General features: G+C 39.8%; 20 protein-coding genes and 2 pseudogenes. 13 read left to right on the top strand and 9 right to left on the bottom strand.

From position 1 onward, the window contains the following. Positions 1 to 26: 26 nt before the first annotated feature. Positions 27 to 1,058: a hypothetical protein gene (locus tag H6F39_RS01090; protein WP_137906422.1), complete on the bottom strand. Its 1,032-nt coding sequence runs from the start codon at positions 1,056 to 1,058 to the stop codon at positions 27 to 29. Positions 1,059 to 1,273: 215 nt separating this feature from the next. Between H6F39_RS01090 and folD the strand changes: the two genes are divergently transcribed. The 5 genes and pseudogenes from folD to H6F39_RS01065 all read left to right on the top strand — a co-directional run. After that, positions 1,274 to 2,152 carry a bifunctional methylenetetrahydrofolate dehydrogenase/methenyltetrahydrofolate cyclohydrolase FolD gene (gene folD, locus H6F39_RS01085; protein WP_137906531.1) on the top strand — a complete coding sequence of 293 codons (879 nt, stop codon included), beginning with the start codon at positions 1,274 to 1,276 and terminating at the stop codon, positions 2,150 to 2,152. 183 nt (positions 2,153 to 2,335) lie between these two features. After that, a complete protein-coding gene (gene crtE, locus H6F39_RS01080; protein ID WP_137906421.1) occupies positions 2,336 to 3,274 on the top strand; it encodes a geranylgeranyl diphosphate synthase CrtE in 939 nt (312 codons plus the stop codon). 85 nt (positions 3,275 to 3,359) lie between these two features. Then, a complete protein-coding gene (locus H6F39_RS01075) occupies positions 3,360 to 3,821 on the top strand; it encodes a divergent PAP2 family protein (RefSeq protein ID WP_137906420.1) in 462 nt (153 codons plus the stop codon). Positions 3,822 to 4,122: 301 nt separating this feature from the next. Then, positions 4,123 to 4,734 (top strand): hypothetical protein, encoded by a 612-nt coding sequence (locus H6F39_RS01070; RefSeq protein WP_137906419.1) that lies wholly within the window; start codon positions 4,123 to 4,125, stop codon positions 4,732 to 4,734. Between the two features lie 408 nt (positions 4,735 to 5,142). Beyond that, positions 5,143 to 5,352: pseudogene (locus H6F39_RS01065) on the top strand (divergent PAP2 family protein); the annotation flags it as partial. 51 nt (positions 5,353 to 5,403) lie between these two features. On the opposite strand, the gene H6F39_RS01060 reads toward H6F39_RS01065, so the two are convergent. The 4 genes from H6F39_RS01060 to H6F39_RS01045 form a co-directional block, all read right to left on the bottom strand. After that, the gene (locus tag H6F39_RS01060; protein WP_137906418.1) at positions 5,404 to 6,057 is read right to left on the bottom strand and encodes a hypothetical protein; all 654 of its coding nucleotides are present in this window, start codon (positions 6,055 to 6,057) and stop codon (positions 5,404 to 5,406) included. A gap of 74 nt (positions 6,058 to 6,131) precedes the next feature. Beyond that, positions 6,132 to 6,461: an MgPME-cyclase complex family protein gene (locus tag H6F39_RS01055; RefSeq protein ID WP_137906417.1), complete on the bottom strand. Its 330-nt coding sequence runs from the start codon at positions 6,459 to 6,461 to the stop codon at positions 6,132 to 6,134. Between the two features lie 147 nt (positions 6,462 to 6,608). Further along, on the bottom strand, positions 6,609 to 7,328 hold the full coding sequence (locus H6F39_RS01050) for an ester cyclase (protein ID WP_137906416.1): 720 nt from the start codon (positions 7,326 to 7,328) through the stop codon (positions 6,609 to 6,611). Positions 7,329 to 7,420: 92 nt separating this feature from the next. Continuing rightward, positions 7,421 to 8,143 carry a pyridoxine 5'-phosphate synthase gene (locus H6F39_RS01045; RefSeq protein ID WP_028089047.1) on the bottom strand — a complete coding sequence of 241 codons (723 nt, stop codon included), beginning with the start codon at positions 8,141 to 8,143 and terminating at the stop codon, positions 7,421 to 7,423. Between the two features lie 89 nt (positions 8,144 to 8,232). On the opposite strand from H6F39_RS01045, the pseudogene H6F39_RS01040 reads away from it, so the two are divergent. The 7 genes and pseudogenes from H6F39_RS01040 to H6F39_RS01010 all read left to right on the top strand — a co-directional run. Next, positions 8,233 to 8,448, top strand: a pseudogene (locus H6F39_RS01040) (DNA cytosine methyltransferase); the annotation flags it as partial. Between the two features lie 110 nt (positions 8,449 to 8,558). Beyond that, positions 8,559 to 9,236, top strand: coding sequence for a deoxyribose-phosphate aldolase (gene deoC / locus H6F39_RS01035; RefSeq protein ID WP_137906415.1), 678 nt, complete (start codon positions 8,559 to 8,561; stop codon positions 9,234 to 9,236). 29 nt (positions 9,237 to 9,265) lie between these two features. Continuing rightward, positions 9,266 to 10,195, top strand: coding sequence for a DNA repair protein RecO (gene recO, locus H6F39_RS01030; protein ID WP_137906414.1), 930 nt, complete (start codon positions 9,266 to 9,268; stop codon positions 10,193 to 10,195). Then, a complete protein-coding gene (locus tag H6F39_RS01025) occupies positions 10,179 to 11,825 on the top strand; it encodes an MFS transporter (RefSeq protein ID WP_137906413.1) in 1,647 nt (548 codons plus the stop codon). The genes recO and H6F39_RS01025 overlap by 17 nt, the downstream gene beginning before the upstream one ends. Before the next feature lie 274 nt (positions 11,826 to 12,099). Then, complete coding sequence (locus H6F39_RS01020; RefSeq protein WP_137906412.1) at positions 12,100 to 13,248, top strand: glycosyltransferase family 4 protein; 1,149 nt, start codon at positions 12,100 to 12,102, stop codon at positions 13,246 to 13,248. Between the two features lie 310 nt (positions 13,249 to 13,558). Continuing rightward, the gene (locus H6F39_RS01015) at positions 13,559 to 14,527 is read left to right on the top strand and encodes an orange carotenoid protein N-terminal domain-containing protein (protein ID WP_137906411.1); all 969 of its coding nucleotides are present in this window, start codon (positions 13,559 to 13,561) and stop codon (positions 14,525 to 14,527) included. Between the two features lie 235 nt (positions 14,528 to 14,762). Next, on the top strand, positions 14,763 to 14,882 hold the full coding sequence (locus tag H6F39_RS01010) for a DUF29 family protein (RefSeq protein WP_137906530.1): 120 nt from the start codon (positions 14,763 to 14,765) through the stop codon (positions 14,880 to 14,882). A gap of 36 nt (positions 14,883 to 14,918) precedes the next feature. Here H6F39_RS01010 and H6F39_RS01005 read toward each other — a convergent pair whose 3' ends face one another. The 3 genes from H6F39_RS01005 to gpmI form a co-directional block, all read right to left on the bottom strand. Beyond that, positions 14,919 to 15,692, bottom strand: coding sequence for a peptidase (locus H6F39_RS01005; RefSeq protein WP_190396066.1), 774 nt, complete (start codon positions 15,690 to 15,692; stop codon positions 14,919 to 14,921). 21 nt (positions 15,693 to 15,713) lie between these two features. Beyond that, complete coding sequence (gene secG / locus H6F39_RS01000; protein WP_137906409.1) at positions 15,714 to 15,947, bottom strand: preprotein translocase subunit SecG; 234 nt, start codon at positions 15,945 to 15,947, stop codon at positions 15,714 to 15,716. A 199-nt stretch (positions 15,948 to 16,146) separates the two neighbouring features. Next, positions 16,147 to 17,745, bottom strand: coding sequence for a 2,3-bisphosphoglycerate-independent phosphoglycerate mutase (gpmI, locus tag H6F39_RS00995; protein WP_190396054.1), 1,599 nt, complete (start codon positions 17,743 to 17,745; stop codon positions 16,147 to 16,149). 283 nt (positions 17,746 to 18,028) lie between these two features. On the opposite strand from gpmI, the gene H6F39_RS00990 reads away from it, so the two are divergent. Then, positions 18,029 to 20,134: a right-handed parallel beta-helix repeat-containing protein gene (locus tag H6F39_RS00990; RefSeq protein WP_190396053.1), complete on the top strand. Its 2,106-nt coding sequence runs from the start codon at positions 18,029 to 18,031 to the stop codon at positions 20,132 to 20,134. Positions 20,135 to 20,234: 100 nt separating this feature from the next. On the opposite strand, the gene H6F39_RS00985 is transcribed toward H6F39_RS00990, so the two are convergent. Beyond that, positions 20,235 to 21,929 carry an ABC-F family ATP-binding cassette domain-containing protein gene (locus tag H6F39_RS00985; protein WP_137906406.1) on the bottom strand — a complete coding sequence of 565 codons (1,695 nt, stop codon included), beginning with the start codon at positions 21,927 to 21,929 and terminating at the stop codon, positions 20,235 to 20,237. Positions 21,930 to 22,369: the final 440 nt, after the last annotated feature.

The raw sequence follows: 22,369 nt of genomic DNA, 5'->3' as shown, positions 1-22,369 counted from the left end.
TAAGGAGGAATTGGTAACACCCGAAGCTAATTTGTTTCCTGGATTTGTAAGCGGATAGTATGTTCTATTGCGCCGCTTAGTTGCAGTTCCATGATTTCACCACCAAGGGGTTCTATACAAGTGAGGAGCGATCGCAGGTTAGGTGTACTTGCACCCGTATCTACATATAACCTATCCGCTAAATTACCAATTTTTTTCCAAGTCATATACAACTTAGCAATACTTTGTTCGATTTGAGATGCTTGATTTACCAAGTCAGCAGCAATACTTAAACAACCGACTCTTTGGGCTTCTTCTAATGCGGTTTCAATATCTACATCTTCCGCTATTAACGCTTGTACCTGAGCAGCAGATTTGAGATATTTAGCTAATTGACGGGCTTCTGAAGTCGCTTGTTTAACAGTATCAACGTCAGGATTGGCGGCTATATCCCTTTGTAATGCCTTTTGGTGCAGTTCGGGCAGTTTTTCCATTTCCTTGACTAGAGGGGCAATGTAGCGCGGTGGGAGGCTGTTATCGGCGGCTTTTTCCCTGACTTCTTCCGGTAATAAATCGGAAGACATGGCTGTCCATTCGTCACTGAGTTGACGGACCTCTCGACGGGTAATGCGATCGCCTTTTTGTGCCGCTTCACTAACCATCTGTTGTACTTCTGGTACAGCTTTGGCAGTTTCGACAAAAGCCCGTTTACTAAAGTTATTAACTGTGTCTGGGTCGAGTTTGCCATCAGAAATCAGGGTATCAGCACTATTAGCCAATTGAATCCAACTGTAGGCCTGGGTTTTACTGATTTCCCGTTCTTTAAGCCATTTAAGAAAACCTGTACCGCGCCCATCTCCGCCTTTTTTTTCTCTGTCACGGATAGAACGTAAAATCCGGCCTCGCCAAATTTCGGTTTGCAAATCAAAACGATCACATACCTGCCATGCTACATCAAGTTGTTGTAAAAAATCAGACTCAGGAATTTGTTCATCTTCTGGATCGGGTAGTTGAAAATCTAAATCCGCTGGTTGTTGGAGTGCAGCAGCAATGTCATTCATGGAGTCGGTATCTTGCACGATGGATAAGTAGTTGGGGTATGCGACTTGTGCTTATATTCACATAACCTAATATTTATTATTCTGGAAATTGGTGAATAAAGCAAGTTAGTATTTTACTGCAAAAATTTAATTTTAGGGGACTGGGAAAATGAGAAAATGAATAAATAAATAAACAAAAGATCAGGATGCAGACGAAAGATGAAAATCAAAAACTTTTCCCTATTCCCTTCTTTATGAATATACAAACTGCCAAAATACTAGATGGTAAGGCATTAGCCGATAAAATTCAAATAGAACTCAGCGAGACAATCACTAAATTACAGGGTAAAATTGGCCGACCTCCTGGTTTAGCAGTATTAATGGTTGGTGATAACCCAGCATCAGCCGCTTATGTCCGCAATAAAGAAAAATCCTGTGCTAAAGTGGGAATTACCTCTTTTGGTAAACACTTCCCCACCCAAACCAGTCAAACTGAACTGGAGGAAGTCATTGCTGAACTCAACGAAGATGAAAGGGTAGATGGAATTTTGGTACAATTGCCCTTACCCAATCATTTAGATGCTGTCAGTCTACTACATCGAATTGCACCGGATAAAGACGCTGATGGACTCCACCCGGTGAATTTAGGGCGACTGGTACGGGGTGAAACAGGTCTACGCAGTTGTACTCCTGCGGGTGTGATGCGCTTATTAAGGGAATACAAAATTCCTTTACAGGGGAAAAAAGCCGTAGTGGTAGGACGTAGTATTTTAGTAGGGAAACCCATGGCATTGATGTTATTAGAGGCTAATGCTACAGTCACAATTGCTCATTCAAAATCTCAGAATTTACCGGACATTACCCAAAATGCTGATATTCTCATTGCAGCCACAGGTATTCCGGGGATGATTACCGCTGATATGGTAAAATCGGGTGCGGTTGTGGTAGATGTAGGGATAAATCGAGTTACAGATAACAGTGGCAAAAGTCGTTTGGTTGGTGATATTCAGTTTGAAGCGATCGCTAATGTAGCAGAATATATTACCCCTGTTCCTGGTGGTATCGGTCCAATGACGGTGGCTATGTTACTGCAAAATACTGTTTCTAGCTATTTACAAAGAACAGACAATTGAGAAATAATTTTTATGAATGCGGCTTCAAACTCCTGGAGATTGTAAACTTTGAATCTCCAATCCAAAATTTAAAATCTAAAATCTAAAATTCCGTGAGTGTTTCCGTCCCCAACCTCCGTAAAATTAGTATACAGATCGCAAACAACAGCCCCATATTTTGAACAGTTAAGAGGAATACAAAGCATGGTAGCAACGGATGAAAAATTGACAACCCCAAAAAAATCAGAGTCGGCTAGTTTTAACCTCGCTACCTATCTCAAAGAACGACAACAGCTTTGCGAACAGGCTTTAGATAATTCCATTACCGTGACTTATCCAGAAAAGATTTATGAAGCCATGCGCTACTCCCTCTTAGCTGGAGGTAAACGAGTTCGTCCCATTCTCTGTCTAGCTACCGCCGACATGATTGGTGGCACAATAGAAATGGCCATGGCCACAGCTTGCGCGGTAGAAATGATCCATACCATGTCACTGATTCATGATGATTTACCCGCTATGGATAATGATGATTATCGTCGTGGTAAATTGACAAATCATAAAGTCTATGGTGAAGATGTGGCTATTTTAGCAGGAGATGGTTTATTGGCCTTAGCTTTTGAGTATGTGGCCGCCCAAACTCCTGAAAATGTACCCAAGGATAGGGTTTTACAAGTAATTATTCGTCTGGCCAAGGCTTTGGGTGCGGCTGGCTTAGTCGGTGGCCAGGTAGTAGATTTAGAATCGGAAGGTAAATCAGATATTTCCCTAGAAACTCTGAATTTTATTCATAATCACAAAACCGCAGCCCTGTTAGAAGCTTCTGTAGTTTGTGGAGGAATTATTGCCGGTGCATCTGCTCAAGATGTGCAAAAACTAACTCGTTATTCTCAAAATATTGGTCTCGCTTTCCAAATCATTGATGATATTCTAGATATTACTGCTACCCAAGAACAGTTAGGTAAAACCGCTGGTAAGGATCTAGCAGCTAAAAAAGTCACCTATCCTAGTTTGTGGGGAATTGAAGAATCTCGCGCTAAAGCTCAACAACTAGTTGCTGAGGCTTGTGCTGAATTAGAATTTTATGGGGAAAAAGCTATTCCTCTCCAAGCGCTCGCTCATTTTATCACCAGCCGCAATCACTAACCTCTATTTTGGATTTTGGCGGCTTGTATCCTCATTTTTCCTCCACACAACCACTACTCACACTTACTAACCTCACCAAAATACCATGCAGGACATAGGCATAGGCGAAATTATTAACAACCGGGTGCTGTTGGTTGCGCTTGTAGCTTGTTTTTTGGCTCAAGGATTAAAGCTGATCGTTGAGTTAGTCAAACACCAAAAATTAGATGTGCGTGTCCTAGTCACGACTGGGGGTATGCCTAGCGCCCATTCAGCCCTAGTGACAGCCCTAGCAGACGGTGTAGGACAAACTTTGGGCTGGGCATCTCCAGAATTTGCTCTAGCTGCGGTTTTTGCTATTATTGTTATGTATGATGCTGCTGGTGTCCGTCAAGCTGCCGGTAAGCAAGCCCGGATACTTAATCAAATGATTGATGAATTATTTCATGAAAAACCGGACTTTTTCCAAGACCGTCTCAAGGAGTTATTGGGACATACACCAGTTCAAGTTATTGCTGGTTCGGTTCTGGGTGTAACTATTTCTTGGTTAGCTAGGGCGGCCTACTAGTCATTGGTAATTGCCCGGATTTCCCAGATGATCAACCTATTACAAATGGTGTTGGTTATCCTTTGTGATACAATAGTATGGCAAGTAGATACGCAGCATATATGACAACCATACTTAGAGAAAAAGCATTAGTCTTTCTGCGTCGGGCTTTGAATAACCCAAACGCTGATTTTCGTGATGCACAATGGGAAGCTATAAGTAGGTGAACGGAAAAAAACCGACATAAGTAACGAAAAGTAAAGTTGCCCAAAACCTGTTCCCTGTTCCCTTGTCATAAGGATTTAAGGATTGACACAATTTTATGGCATTTAGCAATTATAAAAGTATTAGTTCAGTCATTAAAAAATTTCAAATCAAGTATGTGCAATCTAATTTTATGTTGGAAGTAGAATTTCCGGCTAAGGAATCTTTTAAGGAGGAATTAGACTTGCTATTTACAGATGGAGTTATTGATAACTCGGAAGATGCTATTTGTGAAAATCTCATTTATCCAGTATTGAAAGAAGTATGGAAACCTTACCGAAGTAAATTAACTCTTTGGAGTCATGAAGCATTAGCTTATGATGAGGATTTATCAGGTATTCCTGATTATACTGTGACACAGCGAAACTCTTTAAGTACAATTGTTTTTGATAAACCTTATTTTTTGATAGTTGAAGCTAAACAAGACAAATTTGAAGAAGGTTGGAGTCAGTGTTTAGCTGAAATGATCGCAGTTCAGAGAATTAATGATGATTTTGTTAGTGATATTTTTGGAATTGTTTCTAACGGGAAAATATGGCAATTTGGAAAGTTGGTTGGTGATGTATTTACTCGAAATAAAAATCTGTATATGATTCAAGATTTAGATAAATTATTTGCTGCGGTGAATTATATTTTCCAACAATGTGAATTAAAAATCCAAAAACATTAAAATAATTTCTCGTTCCCATCTCTCGTTCCCATACTCTATATGGGAATGAATTCTAGAAGGCTCTGCCTTCAAAAACAGTGGAGTCTGGAGTCAGAGCCTCTGTGATAGCATTCCCAGTCTCCGACTGGGAATGAGATAATTACGAATAGGAACTATTTTGAACCTTTAAGATGTGCAGTTTCAGAGTTTTTCAACTGGGATACTGCGGTTGTTGAGTTATTCGCAGCTTTGATTATATTATACGAAATACCCCGGATTTCTCACCAAAGCGAGGCGCTCCGTAGGAATCGCATTGTTTATGAGAAATGCGGGTTAGCGACTTTCATCGCCACCTGAAGAAAACCACAGCTATCAAGTATTCATCATGACTAAACAAGAATTTGAACGACAAAAACCCCGGGATCAAGGATTATTGTTATGTATGATGCCGCTGGTGTCCGTCAAGCTGCCGGTAGGCAAGCCCGGATACTTAATCAAATGATTGATGAATTATTTCATGAAAAACCTGACTTTTTCCAAGACCGTCTCAAGGAATTATTGGGACATACACCAGTTCAAGTTATTGCTGGTTCGGTTCTGGGTGTAACTATTTCTTGGTTAGCTAGGGCGGCCTACTAGTCGTTTGTCATTAGTTAATAAACAACTAACAACTAACACAACTAAGAATTATCAACGCACAATTGAGCGTAGTAAAACCACTTTCCGACCATCTGCTAAAATGGCCACAAATCCGGTTTCACTGAGTTTTTTTAATGTATTGTATGCTTCTTTTTGATTGGTAGTATAAACTGCGAGTAAGTAAGGGCGTTGTCCATAGGATACAAAACCTACATCACCTCCTACAGCGTTTCGCAGACTACTAACCATTTCTGGACGGTTAAAATAATCTACCAGAATTGCATAACCTTCCCCTAATATTTTGGGGTCGTAGGTGATTTTTGTAGTTTGTGTGTTTGGTATTGTTTGAGTTGCTTGTCGGGTCACTGGTTCTGTTGCACGAGTGGTAATAGTGGCAGATAAACCAACTATATTTTGAATATACCTCGCCCAACGGTTGGCATCATCAATATTTGTAAAACCACCAACTCGCGTTACTGTTTGGTTGTTATACTGACAAACAACTGTTTTTTGCTCAGTCGGTAATGCAGTACGCAACTGCTTTTGATTTTCCGGTGTCGGACTCAATACTAATAATAAATATTCCCCTATATTTGGTTGTTGACAATTAGCAAAATTTTGTTGAGCAATAACAGGATGAATATTGCTAATTAAGGGGGCAAATGCTAATAATAAAACACCCGATAAAGTTGGTAATTTTTGCATAATATCATAATATTGATAATTGATAATTGGGGAAAAGGTGAAATTATGATTTGTTCCCTATTCCCTGTTCGCTATTAAGAAACGGTGCTAAGAGAGGCTATTGCATTAGGTATAGTGTGAGAAGGGGCTGAAAATTCTCCAGTAATGACATACTCTAATCGTAATTTTAGCCAGGTAATAAATTGGGCATTAGTGGAAATAATTGCTGCTGCTGGTTGAGGACATTTCTTTTTAATATCTCTCATTTCTGGTGCTTCTAAAAAAGCAGGTTGCTTGACTAACCAAAAATCAATTTCTTTTTCTTGTTCATGATAGTGACGAGTCCGTTCTTTGAGAACTTCATCTATTGGTTCTTCTTCTATGAGAAAGTGTTGACTGGCCAAAACGTAATAATATTTTTCCATTTTCTGTGTTTACTGACTAATCCATAATTCTATGGTAAGGTGTTAACATCCCCGACTTCTAGTATTGATTCATCATTTCATTGACATCATGAAAACAGAAGTCAGGAATGTAATAATGGTACAGTATTGAAGCTGTACCCCGCATAATTAACTTTTCTTTAATCCCTGAAACCAAGAACCAAAGGGACAACCACTACCTTTATTATTGTCACTATTTTCTATTTTGCCACCTGCTGTCAACTTTTCCAAGAACAGGGCATTATCAAAATAGTGTTCTAAGGAAACAATTTTTAAATCATCGGTAACATGGGCAACACTCATACCGATCATTTCTACTGTTTCCCCCGTTGGTGCATAATCTTTGTATTTACCCTGAAAATGTCCCCAGTGTCGCCATTTGAATGTAACATGAGGCGGACCTGAATAAACTGCTAATACTTCCCAGGGAAATCCTTGGGGAAAGGTACTATGAAAGATATCATGGGATGATTCAAAACTTTCTTCAGAAGCTTTGTAATGTTCAGAGTCAGCCATAAATAAATTATAAGTACCTTTTGCACCTAATTCAGCAGCGGTATATTGTTGGCCGCCATTGCTGCTCACCCGGAATTTGTCATTAACGACAGATAACCACTGTTGGGGGTTGGTTTTCCATGAAACTTCCATTTCAAAGGTTCTGACTAGGTTTTCCACAATTGCTTCCAGTGTACCTTCTAAATGATGGTGAATACTCTCTTTAGCTAGGTTCTGCTGAGAACGGGTATAGTCAGGTGGCTTTTGATAGCGCCATTGAGCGTCTGTACTGGCTGCAATTACCTTAGCTCTGTCCTGTACCCATAGGGGTAAGTTATTTGGTGTAGAACTCATAAAAGTTTCAAGTCTGACTTTAATTTAATTTACAGGATTTCGCAACTAATACTCCCCAGTAGCAAGAGGTAAAAGATCAGAATTTTACCCAATTACCAATTACCCCCCATTGCTGCTTTCATTTCTCGAACTGCTCTTTCTATACCTACCAAAGCGGCTCGACTAATGATAGTATGACCAATATTGAGTTCTTCCATACCTGGAAGCGCGGCCACAGGGTAAACGTTCCAGTATGTGAGTCCGTGACCAGCATTTACCCTTAAACCCGCTTTAATGGCTTGTTCACAGCCCTGGGCTAATAAAGCTAGTTCCCGCTGACGAGTTGTTTCGTCTTTGGCTTCTGCATATTGTCCTGTATGCAGTTCAATAAATTTGGCTTTTACCTTGACAGATGCCTCGATTTGTGGTAATTCGGCATCTATGAACAAACTTACGGGAATGCCAGCATTTTGCAGTTTATCCACTATTGCCCCTATTCTAGCAGTTTGTCCGACAATATCTAAACCACCTTCTGTGGTCACTTCTTCCCGCTTTTCTGGTACTAGGGTAACATAATCAGGTTTGATGTCTAGGGCTATAGCTAACATTTCCTCGGTCGCAGCCATTTCTAAGTTTAGATGAGTTCTGACGGTTTGCCGCAATAGTCGCACGTCTCGATCTTGAATATGTCTTCTATCTTCGCGTAAATGGGCAGTAATGCCATCTGCACCTGCTAATTCCGCTAGTAATGCTGCTGCTATGGGATCTGGTTCTACTGTACGCCGAGCTTGACGGATAGTAGCTATATGATCAATATTTACACCGAGTGTAGGCACGTCTGGTTTCTCCTGCTTTGCTGTCTTTTACTGTCTTCAGATGTTGATTTTAGCGGAAATACTAATAATTTTTAATTTTTTAATTCAATGGTAATAATGAAGTCCATTTACATCCTTACAAAATTAGGCGTATTTCTGTAGCAGAAGCTTTAGCAATTCAATCTTTACCCGCTAATTTTTCACTCCCAGGAAATATGTCACTTACGAATATGTTTAAAACTGTTGGCAATGGTGTACCATACTTAGCAGCAAAATCATTAGCACAAACTATTCTTGACTTTTTAAACAGTGGTTTGCCAGAATAGTCGCACGCTCTATACTACTAATTTCTGACTTCTCCTGATCTGTGGTTTAATATATAAGAAATACTTTAATTTTCATCAAGTTTAATAAACTCTACACCAAAATAAAAACGATGGCATTAGACTATCCAAACATTGATATTGCACCATTTATTGACCACTCTCTGCTATTACCAATTGCCACCCCAGAACAGATAAGTCAATGGTGCGATGAAGCATATAGATATAACTTTGCTTCCGTTTGTGTAAATCCCTGCTATGTCAAGCAAGCAGCAGAACTATTATATAAAAAAAATCCTCGAATTTGTACGGTCATTGGCTTTCCCAATGGTGCAAATACCTCAGCCGTGAAATTATATGAAGCTAAAGAAGCAGTAGATAATGGCGCTACTGAGTTAGATGTAGTTATTAATTTAGGCTGGTTAAAAGCCGGGAAAACAGACGAAGTTCACCAGGAAATTGCCACAATTTGCGAAGAAGCCGGACAGCCTGTTAAGGTAGTTTTAGAAACTAGTCTTCTTACTGATACTGAGAAAAAAATAGCAGCAGAATTGGCTATGGATGCTGGTGCAGCATTCTTAAAAACCAGTACAGGTTGGAATGGTGGGGCAACTGTAGCAGATATTAAGCTGTTAAAGGAAATCGCAAAAGATCGGGTAGGAATCAAAGCATCAGGGGGTATTCGTACACACAATGAAGCCTTAGATCTAATTATAGCTGGTGCGACTCGATTAGGCACATCCCGTGGTGTAGATTTACTTCGTCAACGTAATAACCCGGTCGGGGAATAGATAATATGAAAATTTTTTACTAGTAACTAATGACTAAAACCTACAAAGCAACTGGTATCAATCTCAAAACTCAGCCCCTGGGCGAATCGGATAAAATAGTCACAATTCTTACCCAGGAATTTGGTTTAATTCGGGCAGTGGCGACTGGGGCGCGTAAACAAAATTCCAGTCTGGGCGGTAAAATGGGGATGTTTGTGATTAATGAATTACTAATTTCTCCCGGCAAAAATCTCAATATAATTATTGAGGCTGAAACTATTAAAAATTATCCGGGTTTATCTAGGAATTTGGGTAAATTAGCTGCTAGTCAATATTTAGCTGAAATAGTCTTATGTCAATTTTTAAGCGAACAACCCCAAATAGAAATTTATGAATTATTTAATAAACATATTCAGCGTATAGAATATATACCTGGAACAGAAATAAAAGCTGTAGTCGCTTGTTTAGTTCAAGGTGTATTTCAGCTTTTAAATTTAGCGGGTCTAAAACCACAAGTAGAATTTTGTTGCTTAACACAGCGGTTTTTAACTCCAGACTGGAAAAATCCCCATTGGCAAGTTGGATTTAGTATTCCCTCTGGTGGGATAATTTGTTTAGAGGCCTGGAAAAATTTGCAACAGCAAATACAGCAGGGAAAATGGGAACATCGGAAAATGAACGGAAAAACAAAGACAAATGTTACCAATACCCAATCCTTGGCCTCTGACCCTAGTGATAAAACGGTTTTTTATCAGCAGGAGTTACCAGTTGTTTCTTACCTGTTGAACGGAAAAGAACTGTTTATGCTTCAACATCTGTCGGAAATAGAGATAATACAAATAGATGCAGCCGACTATTCTGGATGGTTAGCTGTTGAGCAAGTTTTACGCCAGTACGTCCAGTATCATTTAGAACGACCAATTCACTCTGCCACTTTGATTGACTCTTATTTTGCCACTAACCATGATGCAATCGTCTGATTTAGATAGAAAAAGCCGAACTCACTCACCTAGCGAAGCTAAAAAAAACCATAGATCATCAGATCATAATGTTGCTTCTTCACCTAAACTAAGTCATATTCATAGTTCAGAAATATCACTCAATAATATTTCTGAATCTGGAAGTTTTACGTCAGAAATTCCCTTGACTAATATCCCTAAACCACTAGAAATTACCCAGATAAATGGCAAAATTAATTGTGATCAGGATCAGGACTCAGTAGCAACGGAAATAATACCAGAAACTCCACCAATAATGGATAGTGGTTCGGGAGGTCAAGATTCAGAAAATCATCAACGAGCGGGTTTTTTACCTGTATTAAAAAATCAGAATTTCCTGGCTCTTTGGGCAGGTCAAGTTTTTTGTCAATTAGCTGATAAAGTTTATTTAGTATTAATGATCGCTTTGATTAATAGCCAGTTTCAAGCTAGTGATCAAAGTATTAGCGGTTGGGTTTCCGCTTTAATGATGGCCTTTACAATTCCCGCAGTATTATTTGGTTCTCTTGCTGGAGTGTTTGTAGATCGTTGGTCAAAAAAAGTTGTTTTGGTAGCATCAAATATTTGGCGCGGTATTCTGGTTTTACTCATTCCTGCTTTATTATGGTTCACTCATAATTGGCAGCCTGTGGGAGTTTTACCAGTGGGTTTCTTGATTATTTTAGGTGTGACTTTTCTGGTTTCTACCCTAACACAATTTTTTGCACCAGCCGAACAAGCCGCCATTCCTTTAATAGTAAAAGAACAAGATTTGCTTTCCGCTAATTCTCTTTATACAACAACAATGATGGCTTCCGTAATTGTTGGTTTTGCAGTCGGAGAACCAGTTTTAGCATTAGCAGATAAACTGTGGATACAATTAGGTGGTAGTGGTGGATTGGGAAAAGAAATTTTGGTCGGTGGTAGTTATGCGATCGCTGGGTTAATATTATTCTTACTCCAAACTAACGAAAAACCTCACCCCCCAGAAACAGAATTTCCCCATGTTTTCTCAGACCTGCGCGACGGGTTACGTTATCTCCAAGAAAATCATCGCATCCGTAATGCTTTATTACAACTAATTATCTTATTTTCTGTCTTTGCAGCCCTCACTGTTCTGGCTGTGCGCATGGCGGAAATTATTCCTAATATGAAAGCCTCTCAATTCGGCTTTTTACTAGCCTCCGCAGGTGTCGGTGTTGCTGTGGGGGCGACAATTCTCGGCCAATTTGGTCAACGTTTTTCCTACAAACAACTCAGTTTTTGCGGTTGTATCGGCATGACAGCCTCTTTAATTGGTTTATCATTATTTACAACCCAACTCTTACCTGTACTCTTATTTATAGCCTTAGTGGGCGTATTTGGCGCTTTGGTCGGTATACCCATGCAAACCGCAATTCAAACTGAAACACCCCCAGCTATGCGCGGTAAGGTATTTGGACTGCAAAATAATGTGATTAATATTGCTCTCTCCCTCCCCTTGGCTTTAGCAGGTATAGCAGAAACTTTTATCGGCTTAAAAGCAGTATTTTTTACCCTAGCCGTCATCGTCTTATGCGGCGGTCTCTTTACCTGGTACAATACTGGTGCATCTGAGGATGCTAAATCATCAACAACTGCATCAAAATCATGAATTTCATGCTAAACTTAATCCAGTCAGATGGAAAATAGCCTTGGCTGGAAACAAACTAAATAATCAGTATATTAAGTTGTGATTAAGTAAATATTTCATAACTTTTTAATATTTATCATCAATAAAGTTATTTATTGAATTTTTAATTACCAAGATTATTTAGTTTTTCAATTACCTGTAACTGAATTTTTATCATCAACGAAAATTCTGTTATCACAACTGCATAATTAAAACAGTATAGTTGACACCCGCCTTTTTTATAGATAACCAAAGAATGCGTATAGCTTGGATTGGAAAAAAAACGCCCTTTTGTGGTAACGTCACCTACAGTCGAGAAATTACCAACGGCTTATTAGATAGAGGACATGAGGTTAGTTTTCTACACTTCGCTCAGGAAGAAGCCACCACGGACAACTGGCCGAATTTTCAAGAAGTTCCCCTACCATTTATCTACAAGTCCCAGGTTTACACTATTCCCTCTTTTAAAGCAACTAAAGTTTTGAAAGATTCCCTCAGAGAAATTAAACCAGATATAGTCCACGCTTCTCTGACTTTATCAACTCTTGACTTCGTTTTACCAGAAATTTGCGAAGAATTAAATTTACCTCTAATTGCAACTTTTCACACTCCATTTGCAGGTAAAGGAGCAAAATTATTATCTAGTACCCAACTCTTAGCTTATCAACTTTATGCCCCTTTTTTAGATCATTATGACCGCGTAATTATTTTTTCCCAAATTCAGAGAGAATTACTCTCAAATATGGGGGTGCGGGAAAACAAAATTGCTGTAATTCCTAATGGTGTAGATCCTATTAAGTATTCTCCCGGATATTCCCAAATCAAAACAGAATTTGGCGCTGAACGTTTATTTGTGTACCAAGGAAGAATCGCTCAGGAGAAAAACGTTGAATCTCTCTTGCGTGCTTGGAAACAATCAGATATGGGAATTAATACAAAATTACTTATTGTCGGTGATGGTCCATTAAAACCTTCTTTAGAATCCTTTTATGGGCGAGAACATGGGATCATCTGGTTAGGATTTATTGCTGACGAAAATCGCCGCATCGAAATTTTACGTGGGTCTGATGTATTTATTTTGCCTTCTTTGGTAGAAGGTCTATCCCTATCCCTATTAGAAGCAATGTCCTGTGGTTTAGCCTGTTTAGCTACTGATGTCGGTGCTGACGGAGAAGTTTTAGAACGGGGTGCAGGTGTAGCAATTAATACTAGAAGCGTGCGATCGCAGTTAAGAACCCTCTTACCACTATTTCAAGATCATCCAGAACTAACAACATTGTTAGGACAAAAAGCCAGAAAACGGGTATTGGAACGCTATACCCTGAATGATAACATCACCCAATTAGAAGAGCTTTATCATCAAGTCGTCGTACAGCGGCCTTTAACACTGAGTTGGGGTGTTTAGGTAATTTCATCGTTTCTTCTTGACAATCAATAAACACCTCTAGCAGAGACGTTTCATGAAACGTCTCTACAATGGTTATAAAAAAATGCACTTACCTCTAGCTACTTCTGGAGGAGGAAGATATTTATTATTTATTCATTTATGATGAATGACCACATTTAATCTATTTTGTCAAGTCGTAATTTCCATGGCTTTACAAAAATTAAGATTTCCGTTACATTACTTTACATAAAACCTAAGTTCATCATAAACATTTTTAACTTAAGTTTTCATAGCGACTAATAAACACATAATCTTGGAGATTCCAATTGTGGCATTAACTATCCAGTCTGCTCAAACTATTTTTTCTAATACTCAAGTTCCTAGTCCAATTCCCGCAACTATAGCCTTGTTCGATCAACTTAACGTTGATGATCAATTAGCTTATCTTTGGTACGCTTATACTGAAATGGGTAAAACCATTACTCCTGCTGCACCAGGAGCGGCACGCTTACAATTAGCCGAGGGTTTGCTTAATCAAATTAAGCAAATGTCCAGTGAAGAACAAACAAAAGTCATGCGGGATTTAGCCAGTCGCGCTGATACTCCTATTAGCCGTGCCTATGGTTTCTTCAGTGTAAATACTAAACTAGCGTTCTGGTACGAGTTAGGAGAATTGATGAAACAGGGAGTTATTACCCCTATCCCCGTTGGTTATCAAATGTCCCCTGGTGTAAAATTTGTATTAGAAACTACACAAAAACTTGATCCAGGTCAGCAAATTACCGTATTGCGAAATACTGTAGTAGATATGGGATTTGATACTTCTGACCTCGGTCCTAGTAGTTATCCCAAAGCAGCTACAGAACCTGCTTTCCAACGCACAACTCCAGTGATTTCCTCGGTGAAAATTGACGGCATTACAGAACCCGCTGTGTTAGGCTATATTGAAGCCATGAATGCAGATAATTTTGATGCTGCTATTGCGCTATTCACTACTGACGGTGCGCTACAACCACCATTCCAAAAGCCAATTGTGGGACGGGAAGCGATCGCTAAATATATGCGCGAAGAAGCACAAGGACTTAACATGATGCCGCAACAAGGTATCTGTGAAGTTCAACCAGACGGTTCTAAGCAACTGAAAATTACAGGAATCGTCCAAACTCCTTGGTTTGGTGTTACTGTCGGTATGAATATTTCTTGGCGGTTTTTGATCAATCCTGAAGGAAAAATATTTTTTGTAGCTATTGATATGCTGGCATCTCCTCAAGAACTCATGAACCTGCGTCGAGTTTAATCAAATCAAGAGGCTGTTAACAATAAAGTTGGCATCAAACCGTTTTAACAGCCTCCAAACTGGCAAATTATAAAGTATAAGGTATTGACACTGGGCGAAAAGTTTGTTATGATGTAAGAGACGAGGAAGAACTATCTTCCATGTATAAGCGTAATTAATAAAATATTAAGCTAAGTCACCAAATCATCAAGAATTAACCACTAACTTACGCAACGATTTAGTATAAAATACTAATCTGATTTACAGTAATGCTTTAGATTATGTTAAAATCAAAAGAAAATTAACTAACTTACCAGAACTCTGTCCCTACACTTTAGGTCAGATTTTAGACAAAAACTGGTTGCGTTTATCTTAAAATATCTTAAAATATCATATTTTCCGTCGGGAAAATTTAATCCTTCCCTAAAACAGACCACCCCAAACCTGTAGGTTGTTCATAAACCCGTTTTAAAGTATTTACATCTCTAACAGAAATAAACGGTGGTTTGCGAACTTGAGAAAAATACATGGTATCAGTTGGTAACAAACTATGACCCCAAATACCTAAAGCATGGCCAAGTTCATGACGCGCTGCCGATAGTACATATTCACCAGTTTGACTGGGACTCAACAGAATTGTAAACCTGTGAGATAGAATATTATTTGCAGTATATAAATCATAAGTAGTTAAAGCCGAACGCGCACGAGGTATTTTACTATTAGGTTCAAGTTGTAAAGGTGGAACTTTACGAATAATTTTAATATCAGCAATATCGGATTTTTCTACTACCTGTAAAGGTAAATAAATACTCCATTCTTCAACTGCTTTTAAAACATTGCCAACCCATATTTGTGATTGTTTTTCACTAATATCTTTTGGTATTTCTATATTCACCTTTGCCGGAAAGTTTGACCAAATTAAATAACCAACTTTAGTAGATTTGATTTGATCAAAATAATCACCACTATTTGTTTTATCGTGCCATTTTACCAGATTTGGTGGTAAAGAATGGTGCTTTTTCAGAACAGATAGAGAATTAGATAATTGAAAATTTCTCTCCTGTTCGCTAAAAACAGCATTAACTGGAAAACTAGTAAAAATAACTAACAGTCCTGTACTTATTGCTAAAATCAGAACTGCCATTAACCGTCGCCAAAATCGTTGATTTTGGGTAATTTTCCCCATTTTGCCCATTTTCATTCGCAACTACTTGGGCAACCAATTAGCACTTAAAACCACAGTCAAACCCATAAAAACCACCGTTAACGCCCAAGTAACTCTATTTAAAGTATTTTCGGCACTTTTGGTACTTGTGAACAATTGTGCTTGTCCACCAATAGCACCAATTCCGTCACCTTTAGGACTATGTAACAAAACCAGAACAATTAAACCAAGAGCAGAAAATGCCCAAATACCTTGTACGATGTTAGTAATTGTCATATTAGAAATGTTGGTTATAAGAAGTCATCAAACAATAAGGGATTTAGCTAAATTGGCGGTTAGAAACCGCGTCTACACAGGCAAAACCCACCAGCGTAGGTTTCAAAATCTTGATTTTTCTTGAGTCCGCGCCGGCGGACTTTGATTGTGTAGCTGCGACTTCCAGTCACCAGGACTAAACCCCTAACATTTTACAATTTTACAAGCCCACCTGTACAGGAGTACGAGTTAATTGTAAATCATATTCTGCGGCTTTGAGTAATGATCGCCCGGTCATTTCCTGGGGTTGGGATATTTGTAAAATATCCAGAATAGTTGGGGCAATGTCGGCTAATTTGCCATCATTTCTTAATTCCACATTTGTTCCATATCCTGGTATTTTGGCTTTTTCACCCTCTACCAAAATTAAGGGAACTGGGTTGGTAGTATGCGCTGTCCAAGGATTACCGCCATCATCTAGCATATACTCAGCATTGCCGTGATCAGCAGTAATAATTGCCGTACCACCAGCTTTACCAATTGTATCAATCAGACGACCCAAACAAAGATCTACCGTTTCAATAGCTGTTACTGTAGCCGGTATTTGTCCCGTATGCCCTACCATATCAGGGTTAGCATAGTTCATCACTACTAGGGAGTAGATGCCTTTTTTAATAGCAGCGATCGCCACATCCGTCACAGCTTGTGCTGACATCGCTGGGGCTTGATCATAGGTCGCTACCATGGGACTACTGACCAATTCCCGGTCTTCTCCCACACAAGCCTCTTCCATTCCCCCATTAAAGAAATAGGTGACATGAGCGTATTTTTCCGTTTCCGCAGTTCTAAACTGTTTTAAACCACGGTTAGCGATAACTTCACCCAGAATATTAGTCAGGTTTTGAGGCTCGAAAGCCACAGAAACGGGTAATTCTGGATCATATTGGGTAAAAGTTACAAAAGAAAGCGGCACAATTTGCCATCTTTCAAAACCGTTAAAAGTTTTACTGACAAAAGCTTGAGTTAGTTCTCTAGCACGGTCAGGACGGAAATTAAAAAATATTACCCCATCACCCGATTCTACGGCACCTGGTTGCAAACGGACGGGGAGAATAAACTCATCAGTAATACCTTCAGCGTAGGATGCTTGCAATATCTCTACAGCCGAGAGTCCATTGCCTGCACCGTCTGTTGTCATTACATCGTAAGCCCGTTGGACTCGATCCCAGCGGTGATCACGATCCATGGCATAATAGCGACCACTAATAGTGGTAATTTCACCAATACCAATATCCTCTATGTATTCTTCTAGCTGCTGGATGAACCTGATTCCATCTTTTGGTTTCGTGTCACGGCCATCAGTAATCCCATGGATACAAACTTGTGAAACTTGCTGTTCCTTGGCTAAGTCAAGTAGTCCCAATAGATGGGTAATATGGGAATGCACCCCCCCATCAGAACAAAGCCCCACTAGATGTAACTTGCCATTAGTGGAACGGACTTCCTGGCAAATTTTCACCAGGGCTGGGTTTACCCTTAAAGAACCGTCTTCTACAGCATCTGAGATCCGTACCAGTTCTTGCGGTACGACCCGACCAGCGCCAATGTTCAAATGACCAACTTCCGAGTTGCCCATTTGACCTTCTGGCAACCCTACGGCTTTTCCTGATGTGCGAATGAGGGTGTGGGGATAGGCTGCCCATAAACTGTCCATGACGGGAGTTTTGGCAGCAATAATAGCGTTTCCTCGCTTTTCCTCACAGTAGCCCCATCCATCTAGAATGACTAGCACCACAGGAGCAACAGGTGCTTTGGTCATAGTAAAATCGCCCTTTACTTTTTGTAATACTTGAATGATACCATTGCTAATCATTTATGGAAGTTAAATTCTGTTGATCTTATCCCAGTCCCCGGTCAGCATTTACCAGTCAGCTTTTTAAAATTCTTGTCTCATCAGGATTTCACTTTATTTTTTTAATAGTAGATAACTTATCTATTGGAAACGGGAAACCTCTCCAAGAATAAAAGAGTCAATCCACCTTATATATATACACCTCACGTGTATAATTAATTTTGGATTAGCTTTCAGGAACAGATACCAAATGTACATCAGTATAAGGTTGCAAACTCTATGGTATTTCTGTATTGGTCTGATACTTGTTATTTGCTGCACTATATTAGGAGCAAATGCCAGTTCGACACCAGTAAACCTATACGTTTCTCCTCTAGGAAACGATACCTGGTCAGGTGAGATTGCGGCACCTAATTCAGAGAAGACCGATGGACCATTCCAGACACTTGAGCGGGTGCGTGATCAGATCCGTACTCTGAAAAAGGGGCGTAAATTCCCTAAAGGCGGCATTACTGTCTACCTACGTGGGGGCATTTATGAACGTAAGGTACCATTTATCCTGAATGCAGAAGATAGCGGCACAAAGGATTCGCCCATTGTTTACCGTCCCTACTTAAATGAGCAAGTTCGTCTCTCTGGGGGAAAGGAGATCCGGGATTTCTACCCTGTTAATGATCACAGTATCCTCAAGCAGATGCAACCTGTCGCCCGTGGCAAGATCCTACAAGTCGATCTGAAAGCACAGGGGATTACTGATTACGGACAACTCTCACCACGCGGCTTCGGAAGACCCGATCATCCTTCTCCCTTAGAACTGTTTTTTGCAGACCAACCCATGCACATAGCACGTTGGCCTAACCAGGGTGATCTAAAAATCGCCGATGTGCCGGCGGGAAAGAATGGTGGTAGGTTCACTTATGACGGCAATCGCCCTCAGCTATGGAATAATAAGCGGGATATTTGGTTACACGGCTACTGGACTTGGGATTGGGCAGACTCCTATGAAAAAGTCAAGCTGATCAACACACAGACTCACGAAATTGCTACTGAGCCGCCCCACGGGGTCTATGGCTACACAAAGGGCAAGCGTTATTACGTCCTTAACCTCCTAGAAGAATTGGACACCCCCGGTGAATATTATTTGCATCGTCAAACTGGCATTCTCTATTTTTGGCCACCAACACCTGTGGAAAACAACCGGGCTATTGTTTCTATGATGAAAGAGCCACTGGTTTCCCTAAATGCTGCATCTTATATTACCCTGAGTGGTCTGATATTTGAAGATTCCAGAGGTGCAGCCCTTAGGATAGTTAAGGGGGAGAACGTCTTGGTTGCAGGCTGTCAAATTCGTAACCTTGGTACAAATGGGGTGGAAATTAAGGGAGGAATCCGCCACGGTGTCATTAGCAGCGATGTATATAACATTGGTGAAACGGGTATAGTCTTGAATGGAGGCGATCGCAAAACCCTGACACCAGCAAAGCACTATGCTATCAATAATCACATTCATAATTATGCTAGGTGGGTGAAGACGTACCGAGCAGGCATTTCTATTCAAGGTGTTGGTAATCTGATCTCACATAATTTGATTCATGACGCGCCCCACAATGCTATTCTTCTTAGCGGCAACGATCACATCATTGAGTTCAACAATATCCACCACGTTTGCTTAGAAACTAATGATGCTGGGGCATTTTATATGGGTGGAGACTACACCCAGCAAGGGAACATCATCCGCTATAACTATTTTCACCACCTGTACGGACTTCAAAAGCAAAACAACTCTACTCACTCTACTCTTGTTATGGCAGTGTACCTTGACGACGGTACTAGCGGTACAACAATCTATGGTAACCTATTCTATAAAGTGCAGCAGGGCGTGTTAATCGGTGGCGGACGTGATAACACAGTAGAGAACAACATCTTTGTTAAAAATAAGATTTCAATATCTGTAGATGCACGTATTTTAGGCTGGGCAAAAGCCAGTGCTGCTCGCGGAGGTAATTGGAGAATGGTGGAAAAGCTGGAAGATATGAACTATAAACATCCGCCCTACAGTATCCGCTACCCTCAATTGGTGAAAATTTTAGAAGATGAATATGGCGTTCCCAAAGGCAATAAAATTATACGTAACGTCTATTTTGGTGACGGCTGGTTAAAGTTAAAGAACAAACTGACCGACAAGACTATTACTATCGAGGGAAATTTAATTAAGAACGATGTCAGCTTTGTAGTCCCAGATGATGATCTCTTGCAACTAAAGTCCGACTCGGCTGCTTACAAGTTTGGATTTCAGCACCTGCCAATAAATAAAATCGGGTTATACAAGGATAAGTACCGTAAAGCTGTTTCCTAACTCCTTAAAAAATGGGCGAACCGGGAGATGTAAATTGCTGCTTAAAAAACAGGTGACAGAAAGCCAGAATCACAATCAGTCACCCATTTGCCGATATTACCTACTTTCGTTTTGCTCCAGCTTTGGCAGCTTTGGCAGCTTTTTTTGCGGCTTTTTCCGCTTCTGCTGCTGCCAATTCTGCTAATTCTTTTTCTTCGGCTTTCTTATCCAGATAATAGTGATAATCTCCTAAGTAAACCCGAAATTCACCATCACGAATTTCTACTATTTTATTAGCTACTTGGGAAATAAAATAACGATCATGGGAAACTACAAGGGCTGTACCATCATAATTTTGTAAGGCCTCTTCCATCATTTCCTTCGCTGGAATATCTAAGTGATTGGTAGGCTCATCCAAAATGATTAAATTCGCTGGACGCAATAGCATTTTCGCCAACGCTAACCGAGCTTTTTCACCTCCACTTAATGCCCCAACTTTCTTAAATACGGTATCACCAGTAAATAAGAATCTTCCTAACAGTGTGCGAACTTCTTCATTTGTCCATTCGGGAACTTCATCATGAATGGTTTCCATGACAGTTTTATTTAGATCTAACGCTTCCGCTTGGTTTTGTTCAAAGTAACCAGCAATAACGTTGTGATCTCCTAATTTAACAATCCCTTCTGTGGGTTTTTCCACACCCATAATCATTTTCAAAAGTGTGGATTTACCCGCACCATTAGGACCTAGAAACGCAATTCTGTCTCCTCTTTCTACTAACAGATTTGCGGATAAAAATAGAATTTTATCTCCATAAATATGGGTTAAGTCCTTAATTTCTACTACCTCTCTACCGCTACGACTAGCATCAGGAAAACGGAAATGTAGGGTTCTGACTCCGCCTACAGGTGCTTCGATGCGTTCAATTTTGTCTAGTTGCTTTTCTCTACTTTTTGCCTGGGTACTGCGGGTAGCACTAGCGCGGAATTTATCTACAAATGCTTGTTGTTTTTCTAGTTCTTTTTGTTGACGTTCATAAGCGTTCAACTGTGCCGATTGATTTTCTGCTTTTTGTTGTAGGTATGATGAGTAATTACCCAGGTAAGAACTAGAAACACCCCGTTCAGTTTCTACAATTTGGTTACAAAGACGATCCAGAAATTCCCGGTCATGGGAAACTATCACCATCGGGGTAATTAAACCTCTGAGGTAATTTTCTAACCACTCAATAGTTTCTAAATCTAAGTGGTTTGTCGGCTCGTCCAATAGTAATAAATCGGGTTTTTGGAGGAGGATTTTACCTAAACTCATTCGCATTTGCCAACCGCCAGAAAAAGCACTCACTAGGCGATCACTATCTTCCAATTGAAATCCCATTTCTGGTAATATTTTACCAATGCGGGAGTCTAAGTTATATCCGTCTAAAGCTTCAAATTGCCGCTGCAACCTGTCTAGTTTGTGAATTAATTCATCTAACTCTTCTGGAGAGGCAGTTTCCATCTCACGAGGTATGTGAGACAAAGCTAACTGTACCTCGTTAGCTTCTTTAAATACAGTCCAAAACTCCTCTCTGACTGTGCGAGTGGGGTCAACCTCAAACTCTTGGTTAAGATAAGCTATATGTAAACTAGCCGGACGAATAATTTCCCCAGCAGTCGGTTCAATCTCCCCAGAGATAATTTTCAGTTGGGTAGATTTTCCCGCACCATTAACACCAACTAAACCAATACGATCTCCTGGTTTGACTTCCCAGTTGATATCTTTAAGAACTTCGCCTGTAGGATAAATTTTACTGATATGTTCTAGTCGCAGCATGAAGTGTCTCTTGGGTAGGAAAAGGGGCAAAACTAACGCCGTATTCAATCTTAACAAAAATTAACGCAATATTTACAAGTTTTTTGACTATAAAAATAAATTTTCTCCTTGAGAATCCCCGACTAATGCCAGTTTTCGTCATTTTTGAACTATATTCTCTGGCTTGATCGCCGAAATTCTAGCTGCTCCTCCCAGATATGTGGTACATTTACTGGGAAATCACTATCAAAGTCCATATTTTGACTTGATTCTGGTGACCAATACTCACGTAACTGACAGCATTTATGACATGATAAATATCGAAAATATTATTGATAGCAGTTGTGGCCTAGCCATAAACCTGATTATTGCTTATGGGTAATTCATTAATTACCCCCGGTTTCCTGATTTTTTGCGTAAATTCTATATGATTAACTTTTTGGATTAAATAATTTCTTGAT

Source organism: Dolichospermum sp. FACHB-1250 (assembly GCF_014696335.1).
GTDB lineage: Bacteria > Cyanobacteriota > Cyanobacteriia > Cyanobacteriales > Nostocaceae > Dolichospermum > Dolichospermum planctonicum.
Note: the sequence above shows the minus strand (reverse complement) of the source record. Positions and strands in the feature narration are given on the sequence as shown.

Coding starts and splice junctions, on each gene's coding strand:
- folD (WP_137906531.1), top strand. CDS start 1,274: ATGAATATACAAACTGCCAAAATACTAGATGGTAAGGCATTAGCCGAT.
- crtE (WP_137906421.1), top strand. CDS start 2,336: ATGGTAGCAACGGATGAAAAATTGACAACCCCAAAAAAATCAGAGTCG.
- H6F39_RS01075 (WP_137906420.1), top strand. CDS start 3,360: ATGCAGGACATAGGCATAGGCGAAATTATTAACAACCGGGTGCTGTTG.
- H6F39_RS01070 (WP_137906419.1), top strand. CDS start 4,123: ATGGCATTTAGCAATTATAAAAGTATTAGTTCAGTCATTAAAAAATTT.
- H6F39_RS01060 (WP_137906418.1), bottom strand. CDS start 6,057: ATGCAAAAATTACCAACTTTATCGGGTGTTTTATTATTAGCATTTGCC.
- H6F39_RS01055 (WP_137906417.1), bottom strand. CDS start 6,461: ATGGAAAAATATTATTACGTTTTGGCCAGTCAACACTTTCTCATAGAA.
- H6F39_RS01050 (WP_137906416.1), bottom strand. CDS start 7,328: ATGAGTTCTACACCAAATAACTTACCCCTATGGGTACAGGACAGAGCT.
- deoC (WP_137906415.1), top strand. CDS start 8,559: ATGGCATTAGACTATCCAAACATTGATATTGCACCATTTATTGACCAC.
- recO (WP_137906414.1), top strand. CDS start 9,266: ATGACTAAAACCTACAAAGCAACTGGTATCAATCTCAAAACTCAGCCC.
- H6F39_RS01025 (WP_137906413.1), top strand. CDS start 10,179: ATGATGCAATCGTCTGATTTAGATAGAAAAAGCCGAACTCACTCACCT.
- H6F39_RS01020 (WP_137906412.1), top strand. CDS start 12,100: ATGCGTATAGCTTGGATTGGAAAAAAAACGCCCTTTTGTGGTAACGTC.
- H6F39_RS01005 (WP_190396066.1), bottom strand. CDS start 15,692: ATGGGGAAAATTACCCAAAATCAACGATTTTGGCGACGGTTAATGGCA.
- secG (WP_137906409.1), bottom strand. CDS start 15,947: ATGACAATTACTAACATCGTACAAGGTATTTGGGCATTTTCTGCTCTT.
- gpmI (WP_190396054.1), bottom strand. CDS start 17,745: ATGACCAAAGCACCTGTTGCTCCTGTGGTGCTAGTCATTCTAGATGGA.
- H6F39_RS00990 (WP_190396053.1), top strand. CDS start 18,029: ATGTACATCAGTATAAGGTTGCAAACTCTATGGTATTTCTGTATTGGT.
- H6F39_RS00985 (WP_137906406.1), bottom strand. CDS start 21,929: ATGCTGCGACTAGAACATATCAGTAAAATTTATCCTACAGGCGAAGTT.